Here is a 24,149-nt window from a genome sequence, read left to right as displayed (position 1 = left end):
AAAATGCGTTACGACCTTAAGAACTCGTTTGACAATTGAACCATGCACTTAGCAAAGTGGGCTTATGAAACTACGCTAGTCGGCCTCTCCGAAAGGTCGCGTGGTTTGCGCATGAGATTGGCAACGCACCCGCTGCCAACCGTCGATGTACAACAGTCTGCCGTTCGCTCCACAGATTTCACACGTACGAGCCGCGTGCCGCTCCGCAAACATGATCCATTCGTTAGCACGAGTGGCACGACCAGCTACCAAGATCCGCAGCGTCCCCATCTTCTCCACCGCACCCACTAGGTGGGTCGGGGCATGTTCCGTACATTCATTTGCGTGAGACAGAAGCGAACAGAGTGTCTCTACGATTGCGAGCCACCCTTCGCCACAGTCAAACCTGAAATGCGTCGAGGCATGGAACGCAGCAGGGAATCGACACCTGAGATCTAATTCGAGATTAATCTGTCTGGCCATTCGAGAACCTTTCTAGCCTGAGTAAATACAGCATGCGATGGTCTGGCAGCTTGATCAGCGAAGAGCCTTGAAAGTGTTCACACCATTCCGCTCCAGCGTCTCAATTGTGTTGTCAACAAACGCCTGCATCTGGTCCATGTATTTTGTATTTTCCTCGGGTCCGAGTAGGTCCCGCTTCAGCACCTTCGCATTGTGCGACTCTAGCTCACGACGAGGTCGTTCCCTTGGCTTTATAGCAAGGCCAGGAACCCTTTCCGGAGACAACGTCATATGCCAAAGCGGTGAGCTTGGGACGTGCTGATCAAGCTGGAGGTGAGCTTTATAGAGATCAGCAAAATACTTCCAACCTAAGGACGCGAAGGAAAGGATGCCGTAGTCGCTCCCACTTCGCGTGGTGATCCACAAGCTTTCGCCACGGGAATGAATCTCGGAAATGTCCGACGTCTCGATCCGGTGCCCGTCCGCGAAGTTTCCAAATCCATCTGCACATACGTGTCCCCAGACCTCACCAGTCAACATGGCGGGGGGCTCAACCCTCGCATGTGTAATGAAGCCAGTGAATACGACCCCGATTGCATCTGCTTTCAGCTTTAATATTTCAGCTTGAATTCTGTCATTCATTCCGTAGTACTCACAATAAATGAGGGGGAACGTGCCCCAAAGACAGGTGTGCCAAGCGGTGGCGGACAACCAAAGCCCGAGATTCGTTGGACGCCAACCAATCAAGATATATCTTATATTCGCCTATCGTTGATTCCAAAAATAGCTCATCCCTGCGTCCAATGCTAGCTTTGCTCGGGCTATGATTGATGGATTTAAACGAAGCTGTCGGCTTGGCCGTGCAGGCATTACGTCGTCACAAAGGACTCACGCAGAAAGACTTCTTAGGCACGGTATCCATTCAATATTTAAGTGACTTAGAACGTGGCAAGCGAACGCTCTCGCTTGCAGTTTTAGCGCGAATCTGTGAGCGGCTGGAGGTGCATGAGGCTTTGCCCCTGATTCTGGCGAAGCATTTCATGCAGCCCACCGATCCTCTGCTCCAGACGATTAGAGATATTGAGCGGCAGCTCTACATGGCAGGATTTATTGACAACCCCTTAAGCTGGTGAGGGTCCGGCCTACCCTGCGTGCCGCAGATCCCTAGGCCTCAAGATGATGCTTAGAACTACCATGGAACATCTTCATCGAAGGGTTGTGGATCTGGCCATGCTGCCGGAATGACGGGAGGCTGAGGTGGCGCAGGTGGTGCAGGTGGTGCTGGCGCTGCCGGTCTTGGAACGGGACGATTCTCCGCCCATGCACGAAATTCTGCGTCACCTGAACGCGGTGTTGGGGAAGCCTCGGCGGCACGGATTAGAGTAGGCATAGATATGCTTCCTCCAAAAACTATGGCTGTTTGCCTAGGCAACCCGGCAATGCGACGGATTTCTCTTCGGTCTGCCCATTCGCTCGCAGCTTGGATAGAAGCAAGGTCCTTTTCCGATGTAAGCCTGAATGTCACCCAGTTATTGCACTGCGATAATACCGTTGGTGAAATTTCAGATGGTCGCTGCGTACTGAGCCAAAGCGCCAATCCGAATTTTCGTCCTTCCTTGGCTAACCGTTCGTAGGCTAGCGAATTTTCACCTGCTTCCTCGCCCGACCCGATAGGGCGGAGGTAATGGTGAGCCTCCTCCAACACCAACAAGGTAGGAATTTTGTTTTCCTGGCCTCGGCGAAACAACTCATACGCGTATAGTTCCAGAAGCGAACCAAGGACAAACGGCGTCAGATCATGCGATAGATGCCGAAGGTTTATTATATGCACTCTCCACGGCTCGTCTTGTCCGCCAAAAATCTGCTCTACCAGATGAGTAGATTCCTGTGCCCAATTAAGCCCTCCCCCTGAACCGGGACCACCCTCAACGTCCACTACAGCTCGAAACATTGGATCTTCGGCGAATCGGTTAATCCTGGTGATCAGAGGTGAGACGTTGGAATAGCTGAAGGCATTTCTTTCAGGTCCTCTCGCCGTGGGCTGTATTCCATGGCTTTCAGCAACAAGTGCTCCGAGTGCTGCCATGTTTGGCCATCTAGCTGCTGTAGCGGCCCTGCCACTGCGTATTTGCTGAATCCTACTATCAGCCTCATTGGCTCCACCTTGGCGGCAGTCATCAAATAGGAAAGGACCGACGTCGTTCACGAGACCTACTCCTTTCGGCTGAGCAAACCATTGAACTTGATGGAGATGCTCTAGGGCGAAGGTAAGCGCAGGACGCTGGGTCTTTTCGCTTGGAATCAGTAGCCTGTTTAAGCCATGGCGACCGAGAGCGTAGTAAGGAATTTTGAAAGCACCGGGATCTTGCCCGCCTATGGTTGTGCATTTCACAGCATCCTCTGGTAGATCCTGAAGAGCTAGCGCATCTTCGTACTCTCCATTGATGTCGAATACAACAATCCTCGCGCTTGGCAATTTTACGATCTGTTGGAGCACTGCTGCTGTAAAGCAACTTTTACCTTGGCCAGAACTGCCCAGCACTGCTACGTGTCTGGAAATTAAGCTCTCAAGACCCACATATAGGCTTCCGCCGCCGCGAAGGTCGTCGCCAAGCTTGATGGGGATGTCGTTGACGTCCTCGCAGTTGAGGATTGCCGCAAGCTCATCGGTATTGAGAGGGAAGGCCTCAGCCCCGAGTGGTGGCGTTGCTAAGGAATCGCTGATGAAGCGAGGCTTTCCGCCCTCCCTAGATAGTCTTCCAACTACGACACCGGAGACGTTTCTAAGCGGCTCACTTTGATGCGTGCTGGAGCCGATCCCTAGCCTGTGAGCCTCACGCGGTTCGTCAAAGCTTAGCGAGATAACTTTCATTACTAAGGCGCGACTGCCCGCATCCAGCACGAGAAGGCTGCCAACCTCGGTTACTGACGAAACACCTTGGGCATGAGACGCCAACTGTCCTCGGTGCATATCCAAAAGATTCAACGTTACATCCGAACCTTCGATCTTCACTACATAACCGACTGGCAGGCGGCTTCTCATATCAAGTCATCCAGTAATGGCTCTTGGGCCTCGTGATCGTCCCTCAGGGCCTTTTCAAATTTCCGCATGTCATCATCGTAGATAAGAGGGTCTGGTAGATGGCGGGCCAAGGAATCAATGTAAGCGTGACCGGCTCCACCCCCTACCACGGTGATACGAGGGTTTTTTAACGAAAGCAGTTTTCGTAGAGCTGAAGGCAAATTGGCATCCGCCGGATCACCACTGAAGCCAGATGAGTAAATGACGAGCTGAAGTGTGGGGTTCAGAAGCGCTGACCGAATGAGCCGGTTTATGTGCTCGTCTCCAAATCCGTATCCGCACAGGATCAAACAGCTTTGCGGCTTAGACATGAACTCAGCAAATCTACGGAAAAGCTCTCCCAGGACATATCCGATAGTGTCCATGTATTTGGCCGCTCTGGGCATTACCATCAAGCCAAGGTCCGAGCCGTCTCTTTCAGCCATGAACTGCCTGATACGTTGATGGGCCAGTGGAGCCGCCACTTCAAATACCTGACCGCCCTCCTGCTTCCATGTCAGCGATCCGTGTAGTTTTGCCAAGTAAATATTGTAAACGCCGAACCTTGCCTCCCCCCTCGCTTGAGTGTTGCGAAATCCCAAGTCGAAGCTTTGAGGCGAAAAGCGCCTGGTATGTACGCCAAGGAAGCCGTTAGAAACCTGGAGGTCGATTGACTCTGCGGCCCATTCGATTGCTAGGTCATAGTTCGTGGTGAATATCCAAGGAGAGGCTTGACCAGGTTGTCTTGCCGAAACCAGCTTTTGAAGAATTGTTCTTTGGCTCGCGAGGGCTGCGTCATCTGTTTCGATACCACTTGGAGAAAGCCACCATTCCTCCCGGAGCAAAGCTGCACTGACGACAGTTCTAAAGAGCGCCGCTTTTGCAGTCTTCAGGTCATCTAGGTTTTGCCCCAGTGCCTCCTCCCCGTCCGCGTAATCCACTTCTTCTGCAAACTTTTTCATCTGCCTAGTCCAATCGGACAAAGCAATTTCAAGAGCATCTATTAGGTGCTCTATATTCGGCGTGGTAGGTTTTGGGTCCGCTATGGCTTGAGCGTCGATGAAGCCATGCTCGACCATCCATTCGGCGTCGTCAGCGCACTCGCGGACAAATTGGCTCCATAACGCGATCATCGTCAGACCGCCAGCGGCAACCGATGCTCCGGCACCTAACAGCAATCCAATATTTTCTAATCTAAGAAGAGAGGCGAGATGCGCCTCAAGCTCGATTTCGTCAGTAAGAGCTGTGGCTCCCCGTATCGCGGCAAAAGGCATCCTGACCTCCATTTAAAGATAAGCCCGCTCCGTGGGCGCCCAAGAACTACATGAGGCTCGGAGGAAGTGGCTTGAGGCTACTGATTTGACATCAAGCTGTCCATCCGAAGACGGGCTGTCACCTGGAGACGCCAATTTCCAGCGATTAAACGTGATAACTGATCAGTTCTCGGGTCCGCTGCGCTCTGCTCACACGTACCTATGTGGCTACTTCTAGAGTGCTGCGGCCAAACTGAATCGCCTGTATATAATTTCGCGAAAACCTTATGCCTAGTATGCTGGGCATATCGGATATCCCGGCGCCGTTCGCGGTTTAGTACTAGCTTTCTGAATCAGGAGCTGACGATTGGATATCGCCGAAGCCTCAGGTGCGGTCCTGTACGAGGGTGAGATGCGGCTCGATCAATCAGCCTGAGTTCACTCCAGCCATCTTGCGAAACTAAGAAGGCCCGAGCGCCAGAAATCGAAACCGCAGGGAGATTGCGTTAGAAGGCCCCAAGTCTCCAGTAAGGAAGCTTGGCCTAACGCTCACCAAGCGATGAGTTCCAGTACATTTGCGTCGGCCTGACCTTCGGAGCTGCATTTTCGCCTATAGGTCTGAGACCTTCAGCATCCAAAAAATCGTTAGATTAGGTAACTACTTGAATTATGGACGATAAATCAAATGTAACGGTTAGCAAGGCTCCGGAATTTATGAGCGAATTTCCAACGGCCACCGCCCTGACTGCCGAAAACCTTCAAAAGGCCAGCCAGCAAGCACAGGCTCTGCGTGTTGAACTGCGTAAGGCGGTGATTGGCCAGGACCAGGTGATCGACGACGTGCTCACCGCCTTGATCGCCGGTGGCCACATACTGCTCGAAGGTGTGCCAGGCCTGGGCAAAACCCTGTTGGTTCGTGCGCTGGCCCGCTGTTTTGGTGGCGACTTTGCACGTATCCAGTTCACCCCGGACCTGATGCCCAGCGATGTCACCGGCCACGCTGTGTACGACCTGCACAGTGAACAGTTCAAGCTGCGCAAGGGGCCGCTGTTCACCCACTTGTTGCTGGCCGATGAAATCAACCGCGCGCCCGCCAAGACCCAGGCAGCCCTGCTTGAGGCCATGCAGGAACGCCAAGTCACCCTCGAGGGCGAGGCGCTGCCCATTGGCCAACCGTTCATGGTGCTGGCAACCCAGAACCCCATCGAACAGGAGGGCACCTATCCCCTGCCCGAGGCCGAACTGGACCGGTTCATGCTCAAAGTGCGCATGGATTACCCCGATGCGCAGCAGGAACTGGAGATGGTGCGCGAAGTTACCCGCTCCTCCAGGGCCGACATGCTGGATGTGCAGCCACTGCGCACGGTGCTGCAGGCAGAGGACGTGTTGCAGCTGCAGCAAATTGCCAGCGAACTGCCGCTGGATGAGCAAGTACTCGACTACGCCGTGCGCCTGGCCCGCGCCACTCGCAGTTGGCCAGGGCTGACGATCGGTGCAGGGCCGCGCGCCTCCATCGCTCTGGTACGCGGTGCCCGCGCCCGGGCTCTGCTGCGCGGCGGCGAGTTCGTCACCCCGGACGATATCAAGGGCTGCGCTTTGGCGGTGCTGCGCCATCGGGTGCGTATCGCTCCCGAATTGGACATTGACGGGTTGGAAGTGGACCAGGTGCTCAAGCAACTGCTGGACCAGATTCCGGCACCTCGGCAATGACCCGGCCATGAAGCCAACTCGTCTGCTGCTGATCTGGCTCGGTGTCCTCTTGGGTTTGAACATCCTCTTGGGTACGGCTACGGCGCTGCAGCTCAAGGTGCCCGACACGCTGCATAAAGTGGCGTGGGGCCTGCTGCTGGCGCTGTTTCTATTGGCGCTGCTGGACGCCCTGCGCCTGCGGCGCCTTCCGTGCCCACGGGTGCAACGGCAGATGCCCGGCAGCCTGGCCCTGGGCCGTTGGGGTGAGGTACGCCTGACCCTCGAACATGACTACCCGCAGCCGCTGACCGTGCAGGTATTCGACCACGCACCCGACGGGCTGAGCGTAGAGCATATGCCGCAGGCCATCGAACTGCTCCCAGGCCAGCGAAGCGAACTGGGCTATCGATTGCGGCCCTTGCGGCGTGGACACTTCACTTTCAGTCGCTGCGAGGTTCACTTGCCCAGCGCTCTGGGGCTATGGTCTGCGAGGCGTTTGGTTGAGGCCCGCGATACAACCCGTGTGTACCCGGACTTCGCGCGTTTGTACGGCGCACAGCTGTTGGGCGTGGACAATTGGTTGAGCCAGTTGGGAGTTCGGCAACACCAACGGCGCGGGTTGGGGCTGGAGTTTCATCAGTTGCGCGAGTTTCGCGAAGGCGACAGCCTGCGGCAGATCGACTGGAAGGCCACCGCGCGCCAGCGCACGCCCATCGCGCGGGAATATCAGGACGAACGTGACCAGCAGATAGTGTTCATGCTCGATTGTGGCCGGCGCATGCGCAGCCAGGACGCGGAGCTCGCTCACTTCGACCACGCCCTCAATGCCTGCCTGTTGCTCAGTTACGTTGCCTTGCGCCAAGGCGATGCAGTGGGCCTGTGCACCTTTGCCTGCGACCAGCCACGCTACCTGGCGCCCGTCAAGGGCAGCGGCCAACTGAACGTATTGCTCAATGCCGTTTACGACCTCGATACCACCCGACGCACTGCCGACTATGCGGCCGCCGCCAGCCAATTACTGGCGCGGCAAAAACGTCGGGCATTAGTGATCGTGGTGACCAATCTTCGCGATGAAGATGATGAGGAATTACTCGCAGCGGTTAAGCGCATCAGCCGACAACACCGGGTGCTGGTCGCCAGCCTGCGCGAAGACGTACTCGACCAACTGCGCCAGGCCCCGGTGCAAACCTTGCCTGAGGCGCTGGCCTACAGCGGGACTGTCGACTATCTCAACAAGAGAAACGATCTGCATGAGCGCTTGAGTGCCCACGGTTTATCGGTACTCGATACGCCACCGTCGGGGCTGGGGGCCGCCTTGGTGACGCGTTATCTGAACTGGAAAAAGGCCGGTGTTTTATGACTCAAGCACACGACCATACGCTCGGCTAACCCCATCCGAGCCGGGTCGACAACGCGCAATGCCTAGGCGGAAGCCTGCAGAGGATCAAAGCTGAAGTAGTGGCACAGGGCACTGATCAATTGCCCGTATGCCTCAGGCGCTTCGACCACGCGAAATCCTGAGTCATAGTGCTGTGGGTTGACATCTTCGTGGCTCCACAAGCACATCGCCGTGAGGTCAATGGCCTGGAACTCGCCGTCTGCCATGGGGATTTTCAAACGCAGTTCAAATGCTACATCAACCATCATGGGTAATTGGCTGATCAACATCAGCCCATCTTCGGACACGTTCCCCAAGTAGCCAATAGGCTTATCCGTAAGCCGGTTGAACACTTTCAAGAAACCAGACAACTGATGCCGCTGAATCCTTCGGTCGGTAAACATGATGAAATCGCCATCCATTGGCCATAACAGTGGCCGCGCCAGTTATTCGGAACGAACACTGAATGTTCGCTCTCCCTGGAAATTGGTGCGAAATCAGCGTGCGCTTGATCGCCCTACTGCTGCCAATCCCAAGCAATCCATTCGTTTGAACATAAACTTGTCAAACGGACACTCAAAGAATAGCTTAAGACTGGCGACGGGCCAGCTATAGAATGACAAATATCATCAAAGTGATGCGGGCCGTGGCTGCGCGACACTCGCGCCGGAGTAATGGCCGAGTTGCTGCAAGGTGTCGAGCCGGGCGCGGGCGCGGTAGGCATACTCGCTGGACGGGTATTGATTGATGATGAACTGGTAGGTTTGCACCGCATCGACAAACAGCTTCTGGCGCTCCAGGCATTGCCCGCGCAGCATCGAAACTTCCGGTTGCACATACCGACGGGTACGGCTCTCGCGGTCCACCTGAGACAATTCCAGGGTCACGCGCTCGCAATCACCCACCCCATAGGCGCGATAAGCGTTGTTCAAATGATGGTCCATCGACCAACGGGTACAGCCGACAACACTGACGGCCAGGGCAGCAATGAGCAAAATTCGCATGGGGGTTCTCCTGTCTTGTGCAGTGTATCGACCCCGCGTCGAAAATCTTCAAGGGCGTTCATCTATTCAATTGGAGCGAAAACAAGCGAATCTTCGATAAGTAGTGCAAACGAACAATGACTACAACCAAAGAGCATAGTAGCCTTCCTCAGCGCTTGAACTCAGGAGTCTGTGCATGTCCGTCCGTCGCACCAAAATCGTCGCCACCCTTGGCCCGGCCAGTAACTCGCCGGAAGTCCTCGAACAGCTGATTCTGGCTGGTTTGGACGTTGCCCGTCTGAACTTCTCCCACGGCACCCCGGACGAGCACAAGGCTCGCGCCAAGCTGGTGCGTGACCTGGCCGCCAAGCACGGCCGCTTCGTGGCCCTGCTGGGTGACCTGCAAGGCCCGAAAATCCGTATCGCCAAATTCGCCAACAAGCGCATTGAGCTGAAGATCGGTGACAAGTTCACCTTTTCAACCAGCCACTCGCTGACTGAAGGCAACCAGGAAGTCGTGGGTATCGACTACCCGGACCTGGTCAAGGACTGCGGCGTCGGCGACGAACTGCTGCTGGACGATGGCCGCGTGGTCATGCGCGTCGACACAGCCTCCTCGACAGAGCTGAACTGCACCGTGATCATCGGCGGCCCGCTGTCCGATCACAAAGGCATCAACCGTCGCGGCGGTGGCCTGACCGCACCGGCCCTGACTGAAAAAGACAAGGCCGACATCAAACTCGCCGCCGAAATGGAAGTGGACTACCTCGCCGTGTCCTTCCCACGCGACGCCGCTGACATGGAATACGCCCGTAAACTGCGCGACGAAGCCGGCGGCACCGCCTGGCTGGTGGCGAAGATCGAACGCGCCGAAGCCGTGGCCGATGACGAAACCCTCGACGCCCTGATCAATGCATCCGACGCCGTGATGGTTGCCCGTGGTGACCTGGGCGTGGAAATCGGTGACGCCGAGCTGATCGGTATCCAGAAGAAGATCATCCTGCACGCACGCCGCCACAACAAGGCCGTGATCGTGGCGACCCAAATGATGGAGTCGATGATCCAGAACCCGATGCCGACCCGTGCCGAAGTGTCCGACGTGGCCAACGCCGTACTCGACTACACCGATGCCGTGATGCTCTCGGCTGAAAGTGCTGCCGGCCCTTACCCGCTGGAAGCCGTACAGGCCATGGCGCGTATCTGCGTCGGTGCCGAAAAGCACCCGACCAGCAAGACCTCCAGCCACCGTATCGGCAAAGTGTTCGAAAGCTGCGACCAGAGCATCGCCCTGGCTGCCATGTACACCGCCAACCACTTCCCGGGCGTTAAAGCGATCATTGCCCTGACCGAAAGTGGCTATACGCCGTTGATCATGTCGCGTATCCGTTCGTCGGTACCGATCTACGCGTTCACCCCGCACCGCGAAGCCCAGGCCCGCGCAGCGTTGTTCCGTGGCGTGTACACCATTCCGTTCGATCCGGCTTCGCTGGCACCGAACGAAGTGAGCCAGAAGGCGATCGACGAACTGGTCAAGCGTGGCGTCGTAGAGAAAGGCGACTGGGTCATCCTGACCAAGGGCGACAGCTACCACACCACCGGTGGCACCAATGGCATGAAGATCCTGCACGTGGGCGACCCGCAGTTCTGAGTGACACGCTGAAAAACAAAAGCCCTGCCATGTGAATGGCGGGGCTTTTTGTTTCAGGCGAACGTAGAGGTTGAATTCAATGGCCCTTCGCGAGCAAGCCCGCTCCCACATGTTGATCTGCGAATACATTCGAATGTGGGAGCGGGCTTGCTCGCGAAGGCATCCAACCAATCAACACAGCTTCAGCGCCGCGTGATGAACCCCGACAACGCCGCAATCGCCTCCGGCGACTTCAAGCGCTGCACAAACAACGCCCCCTCGTCCTCAATCACCTGCCGCAACTGTTCACGGTCGACACTTTTCATCAGCTGCTTGCTGACCTGCACCGCGCCCGGCGCCAGGCTTTCAAAACGCTGCGCAACTTCCCGAGCCTTGGCCAGCGCCGCTTCACCGCTGCCCAGCGCCTCAGTCGCAATCCCCCACGCCGCCGCCTGCTCACCGGTAAAGCCTTCGCCCAACAGCAACAGTTCAGCCGCTTTCGCATGCCCCAGCAGTCGAGGCAGGATCAGGCTGGAGCCAAACTCCGGGCACAACCCCAGGTTGACGAAAGGCATGCGCAAGCGCGCATCGCGGCTGATATAGACGAGGTCGCAATGCAGCAACAGCGTCGTACCAATACCAACCGCAGCACCCGCCACTGCCGCGATCACCGGCTTGCGACAGTTGAGCAGGCTGTTCATGAAGTGGAATGGTGGGCTGTCCAGATCACTGGGCGGCTGCTCGAGGAAGTCGGCGATGTCGTTGCCGGCGGTAAAACACGCGTCGCTGCCCTGGATCAGCACCGCACGGATACTTGAATCCGCATCAGCCTGCTCCAGCGCCTCGGCCAGTTGGATGTACATGGCGCGGGTCAGGGCGTTTTTCTTGTCAGGGCGATTGAGCTGCAGGGTCAGCAGCCCACCTTCGCGTTGCAGCAGGATGGCGTCGGTCATGGCGAATCTCGCGGCTGGAAAAGTCAGCGCTCAACCACGCGGCAGGAACACATCGGCCAGCAGTTGATTGCGCGGCAACCCCGCCAGGAACAGGCGTTTGGAAAACGCTTCGACATTGGCGGGGTGCCCGCAGAGTAAGGCCAGAGTTTGCCGCGAAACAAGCCGCAGTTGCGCCAATGCCTGGGCCGACTCCGCCGCCGTCCACAGCTGCACAGTCAGGTTCGCGTGCTGCGCAGCCAATTGCGCCAAGGGTTCGGCCAGATAATGCCCATCGGCATCATGGGCCAGGTGAATCACGCGGATGGTGCCTTGGTGATCCTGGCGCAGCGCCTCGCGCAGCACGCCCCATAACGGCCCGAGGCCGGTGCCCGACGCCAGCAGCCAAAGTGGCCGGGACTGCCAGTCAGGATCGTATTGCAATGCCCCACCGCGTAATTCGCCGAGGCGCAGGCTGTCGCCCACCTGTAGCTGCCGGGCAATGTCGCTGAATTCGCCCGGCAGGCGGCAATCGAGGTGAAACTCCAGAAACGGGTCTTCCTGGGGCAAGCTGGCCAACGAATACGGGCGCGCTACTTGCCCTGCCCACAGCACCAGATGTTGCCCGGCGCGATAGCGCAGGCCACGTTCGGGTTGCAGGCGCAGGCGCAGTACCTCGGGGTTCAACCAGTCGACGCCCACCACTTGCGCGGGCAAGCCATCGCGCAGCGGGTCAAATGCTTCAACCTGTAAATTTGCGACAACCTCACACTGGCAGGCCAGACGCCAACCGTCCTGACGCTGCGCCGGGCTCAGCGCATCGGGCTGCTTATCACCCACCTCACCCTGGCAACGCACCAGGCACGCATGGCAACTGCCCGCCCGGCAACTATAGGGCACAGCCACACCCGCCTGATTCAAGGCATCCAGCAGGTTGCTGCCGGTGGCTACCGACCAGTGGCGTTCGCCGACGTGCAGTTCAGGCATATAAAGGCTCAATCAGAAGGGACCCGCACAGGGAATCATGCCTGCGACAGTTTGACCATAGTCGGGTGTATCGGCCACCGCGTCGGGTTATACTGCCGCGCCTTTTTAGCGTCGCGCCTGCACCATTGGCGTGCCTTGGAAAGGTGGCTTCAGCCGACCGATGCAACACTGAAGCCACCTTTATTGAATGTTCCCTTATAGAGGAGCGCGACTCATGACCGTGATCAAGCAAGACGACCTGATTCAGAGCGTTGCCGACGCACTGCAATTCATTTCCTACTACCACCCCGTTGACTTCATCCAGGCCATGCACGAAGCCTACCTGCGCGAAGAATCGCCGGCAGCTCGTGACTCCATCGCCCAGATCCTGATCAACTCGCGCATGTGCGCCACCGGCCATCGCCCGATCTGCCAGGACACCGGTATCGTGACCGTGTTCGTGCGCGTGGGCATGGACGTGCGTTGGGACGGCGCGACCATGAGTCTGGACGACATGATCAACCAGGGCGTGCGCCAGGCTTATAACCTGCCGGAAAACGTCCTGCGGGCTTCCATCCTGGCCGACCCGGCAGGCAGCCGTAAAAACACCAAGGACAACACCCCGGCGGTCATCCACTACTCCATCGTCCCGGGTAACACCGTGGAAGTGGACGTGGCAGCCAAGGGCGGCGGTTCCGAGAACAAGTCGAAAATGGCCATGCTCAACCCGTCCGACTCGATCGTCGACTGGGTGCTCAAAACCGTTCCGACCATGGGCGCCGGCTGGTGCCCACCGGGCATGCTCGGCATCGGCATTGGCGGCACCGCCGAGAAAGCTGCGGTAATGGCCAAGGAAGTGTTGATGGAGTCCATCGATATCCACGAGCTGAAAAAGCGCGGCCCGCAGAACCGTATCGAAGAAATGCGTCTGGAGCTGTTCGAGAAGGTCAACCAACTGGGCATCGGCGCCCAGGGCCTGGGTGGCCTGACCACCGTGCTCGACGTAAAAATCATGGACTACCCGACCCACGCCGCCTCGCTGCCGGTGTGCATGATCCCCAACTGCGCCGCCACCCGTCACGCACACTTTGTGCTCGACGGTTCAGGCCCGGCGTCGCTGGAAGCACCATCGCTGGACGCCTACCCGGAAATCGTCTGGGAAGCCGGCCCGTCGGCCCGCCGCGTCAACCTCGACACCCTGACCCCGGAAGAAGTACAAAGCTGGAAGCCGGGCGAAACCGTGTTGCTCAACGGCAAGATGCTCACCGGTCGCGACGCGGCGCACAAGCGCATGGTCGAGATGCTCAACAAGGGCGAAACCCTGCCGGTGGACCTCAAGGGTCGCTTTATCTACTACGTCGGCCCGGTTGATCCGGTGCGCGAAGAAGTGGTTGGCCCGGCTGGCCCGACCACGGCCACGCGGATGGACAAGTTCACCCGTCAGATCCTCGAGCAAACCGGCCTGTTGGGCATGATCGGCAAATCCGAGCGCGGCCCGACTGCGATCGAAGCGATCAAGGACCACAAGGCCGTGTACCTGATGGCCGTGGGTGGTGCTGCTTACCTGGTGGCGCAAGCCATCAAGAAGTCGCGCGTTGTTGCCTTCGCTGAGTTGGGCATGGAAGCGATCTACGAGTTCGACGTCAAAGACATGCCGGTCACCGTTGCGGTGGACAGCAAGGGCGAATCCGTACACATCACCGGTCCTGCCATCTGGCAGAAAAAGATCAGTGAAAGCCTGGCGGTAGAAGTGCAGTAAGCACTTCCCCGCAAGGAAAAAGGCGACTGCGGCCCCACGGCACAGTCGCTTTTTTTATTGTGTACGCGGTCACGTGGGAGCGGGCTTGCTCGCGAAAGCGGTGGGTCAGTCAATTTATCTGTCACTGATACACCGCATTCGCGAGCAAGCCCGCTCCCACACAAGCCGCGCTCGCCACAAAATACAATCCTACTCATGCTATGGTGCTTGCCCCTTACCGCGCCTGTTCATCACCGTATGATCGTGATCCCACGCCCTCTGCGCCTGACTTTCTACTCGCTGTTGATCATCGCCGGCGCCGTGCTGGCCGCCGCCTTGGCCACCCGCCATGCCGAACGCCAGGCTTTGGTGGATGACGCCGCTCGCGCCAATCAGCAACTGGCGCTGTATGCCAATTCCTTGCACACCCTGATCGAACGTTACCGTGCCCTGCCCGCCGTCCTGGCGCTGGATTCGGAAATGATCAGCGCCCTCAAAGCCCCGCTGGACACCGCCACCCAGGACCTGCTCAACCGCAAGCTGGAACGCATCAACGGTGCCGCACAGTCTTCCACCCTGGAGCTGATGGACCGTAACGGCCTGGCCGTGGCCGCCAGTAACTGGAACCTGCCCAGCAGTTATGTCGGGCACAACTACGCGTTTCGCCCGTATTTCAGCCAGACCTTGAGCCAAGGCACCGGGCGTTTTTATGCGGTGGGGGTGACCACCGGTATTCCGGGTTATTTCCTCTCCAGCGCGGTGGTCGATGAGCACGAACAGTTCCTCGGCGCCATGGTGGTGAAGCTGGAATTCCCCGAACTTGAGCGCGAATGGGCTCAGGGCAACGACCTGCTGTTGGTCAGCGACGCGCGTGGCATCGTGTTTATCGCCAATCAGCCGGGCTGGCGTTACCGTAACTTGCGCCCCTTATCGGCCAGTGACCTTGCTGAACTCAAGGCGACTCGCCAATACGACAAGAAACAACTGCAGCCGCTGGATACTCAGACGCTGCAACGCTTTGACGAAAACAGCCACCTGATGCGCGTTAAAGGCCCCGACGGCAACGCCAATTACATCTGGGAATCTTTGCCGCTCAAAGCCGAAGGCTGGACCTTGCACCTGCTGCGCAAACCGCAGTTCGCCTTTGAAGATCAACGCAATGCCGGCCTTGCCGCCGCCGGGTCATGGCTGGCGCTGGTGTTCCTGGTGCTGTTCCTGAACCAACGCTGGCGCCTGGCCCGTTTGCGCCAACGCAGCCGCGAAGAGCTGGAACAGCTTGTCGAAGAACGCACCCAGGCGCTGCGCACCGCGCAAGATGGCCTGGTGCAGTCGGCCAAGCTGGCGGCCTTGGGCCAAATGTCCGCCGCCCTCGCCCATGAGATCAATCAGCCGCTGACCACCCAGCGCATGCAATTGGCGACCTTGCGCCTGCTGCTCGATCACGGCCGCGTGGACGATGCCTATAAGGCGCTCACCCCGCTGGACGACATGCTCACACGCATGGCAGCGCTCACCGGCCACCTTAAGACCTTCGCCCGCAAGAGCCCCAGCGGCCTGCGTGAACGGCTGGATTTGGCCACGGTGGTCGACCAATCCCTGCACCTGCTCGACGCCCGCCTGCGCGACGAAGCCATTGGTGTAGTGCTGGACCTGAACCGCCCCGCCTGGGTACGCGGTGACGCGATTCGTCTGGAACAAGTGCTGATCAACCTGCTGCGCAATGCGCTGGATGCCATGGCCGACAAGCCGCGCAAACGCCTGGAAATCCGTCTGCACGCCGACCAACAGCTGTGGCGACTGACCGTCAGCGACAGCGGCGGCGGGATTGCCGAGGCCCATTTGAACAGCGTGTTCGATCCCTTCTTCACCACCAAGCCTGTGGGCGACGGGCTTGGCTTGGGGTTGGCCGTGTCCTATGCCATCGTGCATGAACTGGGCGGGCGCCTGCTCGCCGGCAACCGTGGCGACGGCGCGGTATTCACCTTGACCTTGCCTATCGCGCTGGAGACGCCCGACCTATGTTGAACGCGGTGATTGTGGTGGATGACGAGGCGAGTATTCGCACGGCCGTCGAACAGTGGTTGAGCCTGTCGGGTTTTGAAGTGCAGCTGTTCAGCCGCGCTGAAGAATGCCTGGCGCAACTGCCCAAGGATTTTCCCGGAGTCATCCTGAGCGACGTGCGCATGCCCGGCCTCAGCGGCCTGGAGCTGCTGGCCGAAGTGCAGCGGCGTGACGCCGACTTGCCGGTGATCTTGCTCACCGGCCATGGCGACGTGCCGATGGCCGTGGAAGCCATGCGCGACGGTGCCTATGACTTTCTGGAAAAGCCCTTCAGCCCGGACGCACTGCTCAACAGCCTGCGCCGCGCCTTGGACAAACGCGGGTTGATCCTGGAAAACCGTCGCCTGCATCAACAGGCCGACCATCGGGCGCAGTTGGAATCAAGCCTTTTGGGCGTGTCGCGCGGTTTACAGACCCTGCGCCGCCAAGTGCTGGACCTGGCCAGCTTGCCGGTCAATGTGCTGATTCGTGGCGAAACGGGCAGTGGCAAGGAATTGGTCGCTCGTTGCCTGCATGATTTTGGCCCACGGGCCAAAAAGCCCTTTGTCGCACTCAACTGCGCGGCGATCCCAGAGCAGTTGTTTGAAGCCGAGTTGTTCGGCCACGAAAGCGGCGCGTTTACCGGCGCTCAGGGCAAACGCATCGGCAAGCTGGAGTATGCCCACGGCGGCACGCTGTTCCTGGATGAAATCGAAAGCATGCCGCTGGCCCAGCAGGTCAAATTGTTGCGCGTGCTGCAAGAGCAAAAGCTCGAGCGCCTGGGTTCCAACCAAAGTATCCATGTGGACTTGCGCATCATTGCCGCCACCAAGCCCGACTTGCTTGAAGAGGCCCGCGCCGGGCGCTTTCGCGAAGACCTGGCCTACCGTTTGAACGTTGCGCAACTGCGCCTGCCGCCGTTGCGCGAGCGCCGCGAAGATATCCCGCTATTGTTCGACCACTTTGCCCAAAGTGCCGCCGAGCGCCTGGGCCGCAGCGTCGAACCGTTGAGCGGTGCGCAACTGGGGCGCCTGCTCAGCCATGACTGGCCGGGCAATGTGCGCGAGCTGGCCAACGTCGCCGAGCGCCAGGTGCTGGGCCTGGGTGAACCGGAGCCTGAAGGCATCGAGGCCGGGCAATCCCTGGCGGCGCAGCAGGAAGCTTTCGAAGCGCATTGCCTAAAGGCTGCGTTGACGCGGCACAAAGGCGATATCAAGGCGGTGCTGGCCGAGCTGCAACTGCCGCGTCGCACTTTCAATGAAAAGATGCAGCGGCATGGGTTGGTGCGGGAGATGTTTCTCTAGGCTGACGTTTGTATCGCCTTTCAGGACGCCTTCGAGGCCAGCAGCCATAAGCGGTTTTCCGCTCATCACCCAAGAATCATCAGCAACTTTCCGCTCAAAAAAATCTTGTAACCCTTCTATTCCGGGCCTTCATCTGTTTGGCACAGCTCCTGCTATAGCCCAAACCAGGCTGCGTTCGTGCGGCTCCATAAAAACAACTAGATGAAGGATCCTTCAATGGATAACTCCAACGCCCTGCCTCTGGGGTCGGCGGCTGTGCCGGCTAAAGAGCGCACCACTTCCAGCCGCATCAAATCGATCTTCAGTGGCTCCGTCGGCAATATGGTCGAGTGGTACGACTGGTACGTCTACGCCGCCTTCTCGCTGTACTTCGCCAAGACTTTCTTCCCCGCCGGCTCCTCCACCGCCCAGTTGATGAACACTGCTGCCATCTTCGCCGTGGGCTTTATCATGCGCCCCATCGGTGGCTGGCTGATGGGGCTTTACGCTGACTACAAGGGCCGCAAGGCCGCCTTGATGGCCTCGGTATTGCTGATGTGCTTCGGCTCGCTGCTGATCGCGCTGACGCCGGGCTACGACTCCATCGGCATCGGCGCGCCGATCCTGCTGGTGTTTGCACGCTTGCTGCAGGGCCTGTCGGTCGGTGGCGAGTACGGCACCTCGGCCACTTACCTGAGTGAGATGGCGACCAAAGAGCGTCGCGGTTTCTTCTCCAGCTTCCAGTACGTGACCCTGATCTCCGGGCAGCTCATCGCCCTTGCCGTATTGATCGTGTTGCAACAAACCCTGACCACCGAGCAGCTGTATGCCTGGGGCTGGCGCATCCCGTTCGCCATCGGCGCGCTGTGCGCGGTGGTCGCGCTGTTCCTGCGGCGTGGCATGGAAGAAACCGAGTCGTTCACCAAGAAGGAAAAAGCCAAGGAAAGCGCAATGCGCACCTTGATGCGTCACCCCAAGGAAGTGATGACGGTGGTCGGCCTGACCATGGGCGGCACCCTGGCCTTCTACACCTACACCACCTACATGCAGAAATACCTGGTGAACACGGTCGGCATGAGCATCTCCGACTCCACCACCATTTCTGCCGCCACCCTGTTCCTGTTCATGTGCCTGCAACCGCTGGTTGGCGGGCTGTCGGACAAGGTTGGCCGCCGGCCGATCCTGATCGCCTTCGGCATCCTCGGCACGCTGTTTACCGTGCCGATCCTCACTACCCTGCACACCGTCCAAAGCTGGTGGGGTGCGTTCTTCCTGATCATGGCGGCACTGATCATCGTCAGTGGCTACACCTCGATCAACGCGGTGGTGAAAGCTGAACTGTTCCCGACCGAGATCCGTGCGCTGGGCGTGGGCCTGCCGTATGCGCTGACCGTGTCGATCTTCGGCGGCACGGCTGAAGTGATTGCGCTGTGGTTCAAGAACATCGGCATGGAGACGGGTTACTACTGGTATGTGACCGCGTGTATCGCGGTGTCGCTGGTGGTTTACGTGACCATGAAAGACACCCGTAAACACTCGCGCATCACCACCGACTAAGGGTTTAACGCGGTAAAAAAATGTGGGAGCGGGCTTGCTCGCGAAAGCGTTCTGTCAGTCAATATTTTAGGTGACTGATACTCCGCATTCGCGAGCAAGCCCGCTCCCACATTGGTTATGATGCGTGCCCCAGAACCGAGTATGGAACAGGCCATGTCCGACGATATCCATTTCTACGAACCCGCCAACGGCCACGGCCTGCCGCATGATCCGTTCAATGCCATCGTCGGGCCACGGCCGATTGGCTGGATTTCGTCACACGACGGCGAGGGCCGCCTGAATCTGGCGCCCTACAGTTTCTTTAACGCGTTCAATTACATTCCGCCGATCATTGGGTTTTCCAGTGTCGGGCGCAAAGACAGCCTGAACAACATCGAACAGACCGGCGAATTCGTGTGGAATCTGGCAACCCGCCCGCTGGCCGAGCAGATGAACCAGAGTTGCGCGGCTGTTTCGCCGGACGTGAATGAATTCGAGTTATCCGGGCTGACGCCGGTGGCCTCGAAAATCGTCGCGGTGCCACGGGTGGGCGAAAGCCCGGTGTCGTTTGAATGCAAGGTGACGCAGATCATTCAATTGCAGCGTGCCGACAAAGAACTGGTGCCGAGCTGGCTGGTGCTCGGTGAAGTGGTTGCCGTGCACATTGCCAAGTGGCTGCTCAAGGATGGGGTTTACGACACGGCGGCCGCTGAGCCGATTTTGCGCGGTGGTGGGCCGGCGGATTACTTCCAGCTGGGGCCGGAGGCGTTGTTCAAGATGTATCGCCCTGGCGCCACAAAACCCTGATTGAAATGCAGTCCAAATGTGGGAGCGGCGGTGCGACGATTCGACTTGCTCGCGAAGGCGGTGGATCAGTCAATATTTTAGGCGACTGATACTCCGCCTTCGCGAGCAAGCCCGCTCCCACATTTGGATCGGTGGTGTTGCTTAATCAGCGGCTGTTGCCCAAGTCAGCTGACCTTCCTCGTCCACATCGACCAAACATTCAAGTTGCAGCGTCGCTGCATCGTCGGCGTCGGAGGCGGTCTTGAACTTCTGGCCATCCAGGATCTTGTGAAACTGCGGGGCGCCCATGCCATCGAGTGCCTTGACGGCGACGGCAGCGCTGTAGCCCCCTTCACCCGGTACTACGGCGGAAACGGCTTCGTGGTGGGCAAATTGTTTACGTGCCATGTTGCAGGTCCTGGCCAATGGAAAGTCGGCCATTCTAACCGCTAACCGGCCAGTTGCAGGTACTCACCGTAAGCGTGTGCGGCGGTTGCGTCGGTGAAGGTCTGGAAGTCCATGCTGCGCACTACCATGTCGTTCAACAGCTCAGTAAAGATCATCAAGGCAGGGGAACTGAAGTAGGCGCTCATCGCCTGCTCGCTGCTCCAGAAGCCCGAGACCAGCCATACATCGGGGTCGATCTGGGAATGCTGCAACGAGAATTGCAGGCAACCCTGAGCCTGACGGCCCGGTTCGATCAAACTGCTCAAGCGTGCACCGAGTTCGGTGCTGCACCCGGTACGGGCACGGATAAAGGCCATATGGCTCGCGGGAATGGGGGTGGACATGTTCGACTCTCCCGTTGAGAAGTGATGCTCGGCAAGCACTGTGAGGGCGTGTTGCCACAGGATCAAAGATAGCGGCGCGAAGGTGGGCTCAGTTAGTCGATTCCTGCAGGCTTATTGCACAATCCTGCGAGAAGCGTAGATAAGACGTCTGGCCCCCAGGATTTATTCCATGCACATACTCCGTGTTTCAGGCAGATGACAGGCCCTGCACTTGCCTGATTCACGCCCTATCGCAGGATCAGGCAAGGATTGTGCAGAATCGACGTAACACTTTTTGAAAAGCCGCCGCTAAGCTTGGCCCACCCATGCAGTCAGTAGAGGACGCGTTATGTCGTCGCCCGAAACCAAGCCAATGCCCCTCGATGCCGAGATGGAAAAACAACGCGCCGAGCTGGCCAGCATTGTTCACCGTCATACCTGGGAAGATGGCTCCTACGGCACGGCAATCACCTCGCTGTATCTGAACCGCCACAACACGCCCCGCGATTTCATGCCGGTGTTGGTCGAACCCGCCTTGTGCATCCTGGCCAGCGGCAGCAAGGAAGTGCGCCTGGCCGACGAAATCTTTGCCTACGACCCGCTTAATTATCTGGTGTTTTCGGTGGCGATGCCGGTCGCTGGGCGGATCATCGACGCCACGCCGCAAGACCCCAACCTGTCGGTGCGCATCAATATCGATCCGGCCCAGCTCACCGCGCTGATCGCCGAAACGGGCCCGATGGGCGTGCCCTCGCGGCCGACATCGCGTGGCATGTACGTAGACCGCATCGACAACCAACTGCTCGACGCCGTGCTGCGCCTGACGCGCCTGCTGGATACACCCAAAGACATCGCCATGCTCGCGCCGCTCATCAATCGCGAGATTCTCTATCGCTTGTTACGTGGCCCGCAGGGTTACCGGCTGTATGAAATCGCCGTGGCCAACAGTCAGAGCCATCGCGTGAGCCAGGCCATCAAATGGTTGAACGGCAACTTCGAACAGCCGCTGCGCATTGATGACCTGGCCAAGGAAGTGAACCTCAGTGTTTCGACCTTGCACCATCGCTTCAAGGCAATTACGGCGATGAGTCCACTGCAATACCAGAAGCAGTTGCGCCTGCAGGAAGCGCGGCGATTGATGATTGCCGAAGGGCTGGAAGCGTCGGCAGCGGGGTATCGGGTGGGGTATGAGAGCCCGTCGCAGTTCAGCCGTGAGTACAGCCGGTTGTTCGGGGCTCCGCCGCTGCGGGATTTGGCCCGGCTGCGCCAGAGTATCTGACTCAACCGGGTTCAAATTGTGGGAGCGGGCTTGCTCGCGAATACGGTGGGTCAGATATAGGTGCAGAGACTGACACACTGCATTCGCGAGCAAGCCCGCTCCCACATTTGGTCCGCGTGTGTTCAGTCTAATCCGCGCGGCAGTTGTAAGGTCACCCGCAAACCGCCTTCACGCAAATTCTGCAAACTCACTTCCCCACCATGGCTGTGGGCAATGTTGCGCGCGATGCCCAGGCCCAAGCCATAACCCTGCTGCTGCCCGGCCAGTCGGAAGTGCGGCTCAAACACTTGCTCCAAACGCTGCTCCGGCACCCCGGGGCCTTCGTCATCCACATGCAGGATGAACTCGACGCCATCGTCCTCGATATGCAAATGCGCGTTCTGCCCGTACTTCAAGGCATTGTCGATCAGGTTACCGATGCAGCGCTTGAGCGCCAGCGGTTTACCCGGATAAGGGGTCAGCGCCCGGCCGTGCTGAGTGATACGGCCGTTCCCGTTCGGCGCCAGGTACGGTTCCACCAGGCAATCGAGCACGTGATTGAGGTCGACCGGCTCGATGTTTTCGTGGATGTCGGTGTCTTTGACGCATTGCAGCGCGCCCTTGACCAGCAATTCCAACTCATCCAGGTCGCGGCCGAATTTGGCTTGCAGGTTTTCGTCTTCCAACAACTCCACGCGCAGGCGCAGGCGCGTGATCGGCGTGCGCAAATCGTGGGAAATCGCGCTGAACAGTTGGCTGCGCTCGGTGAGGTAGCGGCTGATACGTTCGCGCATGGCATTAAACGCACGGCCCACTTCCACCACTTCGCTGCCGCCGCCTTCGGCCACCGGCTCCACATCGGCGCCCAGGGACATGTCCCGCGCTGCGCGCGCCAGGCGCTTGAGCGGCCGGCTTTGCCAGTGCACCAGCAGGCCGATAAACAGCAACAGGAAACCGCTGGTCAGCACGATAAACCACACTTGCTGCGACGGCAGGCCCTGCTCTTCCAAACTGGTGTAGGGCTCGGGCAGCAGCGAGGCGATGTACAACCATTCACCGGGTGCCAGCTGGATTTGTGTGACCAGCACCGGCGGGTTCACCGGCTCCAGGGTCAGGGCGTAATGCGCCCAGGAACGCGGCAGTTCATCGAGCTTGAGGCCCGCGTTGAAAATACGCAGGTCTTCGGCGCTGACGAACTCCACCGAAATATGCACGTCGCTGCCCAGGGTCTGGCGCAGCACTTCGTCCACGGCCTGCAGCACCGCCTGCTTGCGCGGGGTCTGCGGCAGAATCTGCATGTCCAATGGGCGGTCGTTGAGGGTCACCACAAAACGCGTGCCGCCCATGCTGCGCAGTTGGTCGAGCACCAACGGGCGATAGGCCACCGGCAGCGAGCGGAAATAACTGACGCTGGCCGTCATCGAATGCGCCAGGCTGCGCGCGCTGGTCACCAGGCCTTCGAGCTGGGTGGCGCGCAACTGCGAAACCCAGATCACGCTGGACAGCGCCTGGGCGAACAGCACCACCAGCAAGGTCAGCAGCAACATGCGCCCCAGCAGCGAACGCGGTACCGGAAAGCGCCGACGGCGCTCGGTCAGCGGCTCAGTGGGCATTGCCGGCAACCACGCTGGCTGCCAGTTGATAACCGCTGCCACGCACGGTGCGGATCAGCCTTGGAGGTTTTTCGGTATCGCGCAGGCGTTGGCGCAGGCGGCTCACGGCCATGTCGACAATACGGTCCAACGGCATCAGGTCGCGGCCACGGGTGGCGTTGCCGATGGTGTCGCGGTCGAGAATCTGTTGCGGGTGATCGAGAAACAGCTTGAGCAAGGCAAAGTCAGCGCCGGAGAGAATCACCTCTTCGCCGTCCACGTGAAACAGGCGATGGCTGATCATGTCCAGGCGCCATTCATCGAACACCAGAACATCGCCGCCGCCCGTGCGCTCCTGGCCAAACTGAGCGCGGCGCAACAGGGCTTTGATCCGCGCTTGCAGCTCGCGGGGGCTGAAGGGTTTGCCGATGTAGTCGTCGGCGCCCAGCTCCAGGCCGATCACGCGGTCGGCTTCGTCGGAACTGGCGGTGAGCATGATGATCGGCACCTGCGCCTGGCGCGGGTGCTGGCGAATCCAGCGGCATAGGCTGAACCCGTCTTCGTCCGGCAACATCACATCAAGGATAACCAGGTCGCACGGCGCCTCGTTCATCGCCTGGCGGAACCCCGCGCCATCCGGCACGCCACGCACCTGGAAGCCGGCGCGACTGAGGTAGGTTTGCAGCAATTCGCGGATTTCCTGGTCGTCGTCGACGAGGAGAATCGATTTACTGATTACGCTCACGGGGTCCTCCTTGTTGTTATGGCCAAGCTTAAGTCATTTGTTGCCCTTGAGGCCGCTTTCGCGAGCAAGCCCGC

21 protein-coding genes are annotated in these 24,149 nt (G+C 58.9%); 10 read left to right on the top strand and 11 right to left on the bottom strand.

Features of this window, described 5'->3' with window-relative positions; translation table 11 throughout:
* Window positions 1-516 precede the first annotated feature (516 nt).
* A complete protein-coding gene (locus ACTD9P_RS08255) occupies window positions 517-1,083 on the bottom strand; it encodes a hypothetical protein (RefSeq protein WP_438867317.1) in 567 nt (188 codons plus the stop codon).
* A gap of 188 nt (window positions 1,084-1,271) precedes the next feature.
* Here ACTD9P_RS08255 and ACTD9P_RS08250 point away from each other — a divergent pair, with 188 nt between their 5' ends.
* Window positions 1,272-1,574, top strand: a complete 303-nt coding sequence (locus ACTD9P_RS08250; RefSeq protein ID WP_438867316.1) for a helix-turn-helix domain-containing protein — start codon at window positions 1,272-1,274, stop codon at window positions 1,572-1,574.
* Between the two features lie 56 nt (window positions 1,575-1,630).
* Here the strand turns inward: ACTD9P_RS08250 and herA are convergent, their stop codons facing one another.
* Complete coding sequence (gene herA, locus ACTD9P_RS08245) at window positions 1,631-3,484, bottom strand: anti-phage-associated helicase HerA (RefSeq protein WP_304575377.1); 1,854 nt, start codon at window positions 3,482-3,484, stop codon at window positions 1,631-1,633.
* Window positions 3,481-4,776 (bottom strand): SIR2 family anti-phage-associated protein, encoded by a 1,296-nt coding sequence (locus tag ACTD9P_RS08240; protein WP_438867315.1) that lies wholly within the window; start codon window positions 4,774-4,776, stop codon window positions 3,481-3,483. The genes herA and ACTD9P_RS08240 overlap by 4 nt, the downstream gene beginning before the upstream one ends.
* A 693-nt stretch (window positions 4,777-5,469) precedes the next feature.
* Between ACTD9P_RS08240 and ACTD9P_RS08235 the strand changes: the two genes are divergently transcribed.
* Together ACTD9P_RS08235 and ACTD9P_RS08230 are read left to right on the top strand one after the other, a co-directional pair.
* Window positions 5,470-6,465: an AAA family ATPase gene (locus ACTD9P_RS08235; protein ID WP_438867314.1), complete on the top strand. Its 996-nt coding sequence runs from the start codon at window positions 5,470-5,472 to the stop codon at window positions 6,463-6,465.
* 7 nt (window positions 6,466-6,472) lie between these two features.
* Entirely contained in the window at window positions 6,473-7,804 is a 1,332-nt protein-coding gene (locus tag ACTD9P_RS08230; protein ID WP_438867313.1) for a DUF58 domain-containing protein, read from the top strand.
* Between the two features lie 62 nt (window positions 7,805-7,866).
* Here ACTD9P_RS08230 and ACTD9P_RS08225 read toward each other — a convergent pair whose 3' ends face one another.
* A complete protein-coding gene (locus ACTD9P_RS08225) occupies window positions 7,867-8,226 on the bottom strand; it encodes a PilZ domain-containing protein (RefSeq protein ID WP_438867312.1) in 360 nt (119 codons plus the stop codon).
* A 225-nt stretch (window positions 8,227-8,451) separates the two neighbouring features.
* Complete coding sequence (locus ACTD9P_RS08220) at window positions 8,452-8,826, bottom strand: tetratricopeptide repeat protein (RefSeq protein WP_017139782.1); 375 nt, start codon at window positions 8,824-8,826, stop codon at window positions 8,452-8,454.
* Between the two features lie 175 nt (window positions 8,827-9,001).
* Between ACTD9P_RS08220 and pyk the strand changes: the two genes are divergently transcribed.
* Entirely contained in the window at window positions 9,002-10,453 is a 1,452-nt protein-coding gene (gene pyk / locus ACTD9P_RS08215) for a pyruvate kinase (RefSeq protein ID WP_138814023.1), read from the top strand.
* Between the two features lie 182 nt (window positions 10,454-10,635).
* On the opposite strand, the gene ACTD9P_RS08210 is transcribed toward pyk, so the two are convergent.
* Both ACTD9P_RS08210 and ACTD9P_RS08205 read right to left on the bottom strand, forming a co-directional pair.
* On the bottom strand, window positions 10,636-11,385 hold the full coding sequence (locus tag ACTD9P_RS08210) for an enoyl-CoA hydratase-related protein (protein WP_438867311.1): 750 nt from the start codon (window positions 11,383-11,385) through the stop codon (window positions 10,636-10,638).
* 30 nt (window positions 11,386-11,415) lie between these two features.
* Window positions 11,416-12,348: an iron-sulfur-binding ferredoxin reductase gene (locus ACTD9P_RS08205; RefSeq protein ID WP_438867310.1), complete on the bottom strand. Its 933-nt coding sequence runs from the start codon at window positions 12,346-12,348 to the stop codon at window positions 11,416-11,418.
* 214 nt (window positions 12,349-12,562) lie between these two features.
* Between ACTD9P_RS08205 and ACTD9P_RS08200 the strand changes: the two genes are divergently transcribed.
* From ACTD9P_RS08200 to ACTD9P_RS08180, 5 genes are all read left to right on the top strand, one after another.
* Window positions 12,563-14,086 carry a fumarate hydratase gene (locus tag ACTD9P_RS08200; RefSeq protein ID WP_138814020.1) on the top strand — a complete coding sequence of 508 codons (1,524 nt, stop codon included), beginning with the start codon at window positions 12,563-12,565 and terminating at the stop codon, window positions 14,084-14,086.
* A gap of 237 nt (window positions 14,087-14,323) precedes the next feature.
* Entirely contained in the window at window positions 14,324-16,090 is a 1,767-nt protein-coding gene (locus ACTD9P_RS08195; protein WP_438867309.1) for a sensor histidine kinase, read from the top strand.
* Window positions 16,084-17,409: a sigma-54-dependent transcriptional regulator gene (locus ACTD9P_RS08190; RefSeq protein WP_438867308.1), complete on the top strand. Its 1,326-nt coding sequence runs from the start codon at window positions 16,084-16,086 to the stop codon at window positions 17,407-17,409. The genes ACTD9P_RS08195 and ACTD9P_RS08190 overlap by 7 nt, the downstream gene beginning before the upstream one ends.
* A gap of 216 nt (window positions 17,410-17,625) precedes the next feature.
* The gene (locus ACTD9P_RS08185; RefSeq protein WP_438867307.1) at window positions 17,626-18,945 is read left to right on the top strand and encodes an MFS transporter; all 1,320 of its coding nucleotides are present in this window, start codon (window positions 17,626-17,628) and stop codon (window positions 18,943-18,945) included.
* A 153-nt stretch (window positions 18,946-19,098) separates the two neighbouring features.
* A complete protein-coding gene (locus tag ACTD9P_RS08180) occupies window positions 19,099-19,731 on the top strand; it encodes a flavin reductase family protein (RefSeq protein WP_138814015.1) in 633 nt (210 codons plus the stop codon).
* A 141-nt stretch (window positions 19,732-19,872) separates the two neighbouring features.
* Here the strand turns inward: ACTD9P_RS08180 and ACTD9P_RS08175 are convergent, their stop codons facing one another.
* Together ACTD9P_RS08175 and ACTD9P_RS08170 are read right to left on the bottom strand one after the other, a co-directional pair.
* Window positions 19,873-20,118, bottom strand: a complete 246-nt coding sequence (locus ACTD9P_RS08175) for a hypothetical protein (RefSeq protein ID WP_138814014.1) — start codon at window positions 20,116-20,118, stop codon at window positions 19,873-19,875.
* Window positions 20,119-20,159: 41 nt separating this feature from the next.
* Complete coding sequence (locus tag ACTD9P_RS08170) at window positions 20,160-20,501, bottom strand: antibiotic biosynthesis monooxygenase family protein (protein WP_438867306.1); 342 nt, start codon at window positions 20,499-20,501, stop codon at window positions 20,160-20,162.
* A 328-nt stretch (window positions 20,502-20,829) separates the two neighbouring features.
* Here ACTD9P_RS08170 and ACTD9P_RS08165 point away from each other — a divergent pair, with 328 nt between their 5' ends.
* Window positions 20,830-21,759: an AraC family transcriptional regulator gene (locus tag ACTD9P_RS08165; RefSeq protein ID WP_438867305.1), complete on the top strand. Its 930-nt coding sequence runs from the start codon at window positions 20,830-20,832 to the stop codon at window positions 21,757-21,759.
* Window positions 21,760-21,881: 122 nt separating this feature from the next.
* Here ACTD9P_RS08165 and ACTD9P_RS08160 read toward each other — a convergent pair whose 3' ends face one another.
* On the bottom strand, window positions 21,882-23,351 hold the full coding sequence (locus ACTD9P_RS08160) for an ATP-binding protein (RefSeq protein ID WP_438867304.1): 1,470 nt from the start codon (window positions 23,349-23,351) through the stop codon (window positions 21,882-21,884).
* Window positions 23,341-24,075, bottom strand: a complete 735-nt coding sequence (locus ACTD9P_RS08155) for a response regulator (protein WP_017139770.1) — start codon at window positions 24,073-24,075, stop codon at window positions 23,341-23,343. Before ACTD9P_RS08155 ends, ACTD9P_RS08160 begins: the two co-directional genes overlap by 11 nt.
* Window positions 24,076-24,149: the final 74 nt, after the last annotated feature.

Source organism: Pseudomonas onubensis (assembly GCF_965653655.1).
Lineage (GTDB): Bacteria > Pseudomonadota > Gammaproteobacteria > Pseudomonadales > Pseudomonadaceae > Aquipseudomonas.
This window is presented reverse-complemented; position numbering and strand designations above follow the sequence as displayed.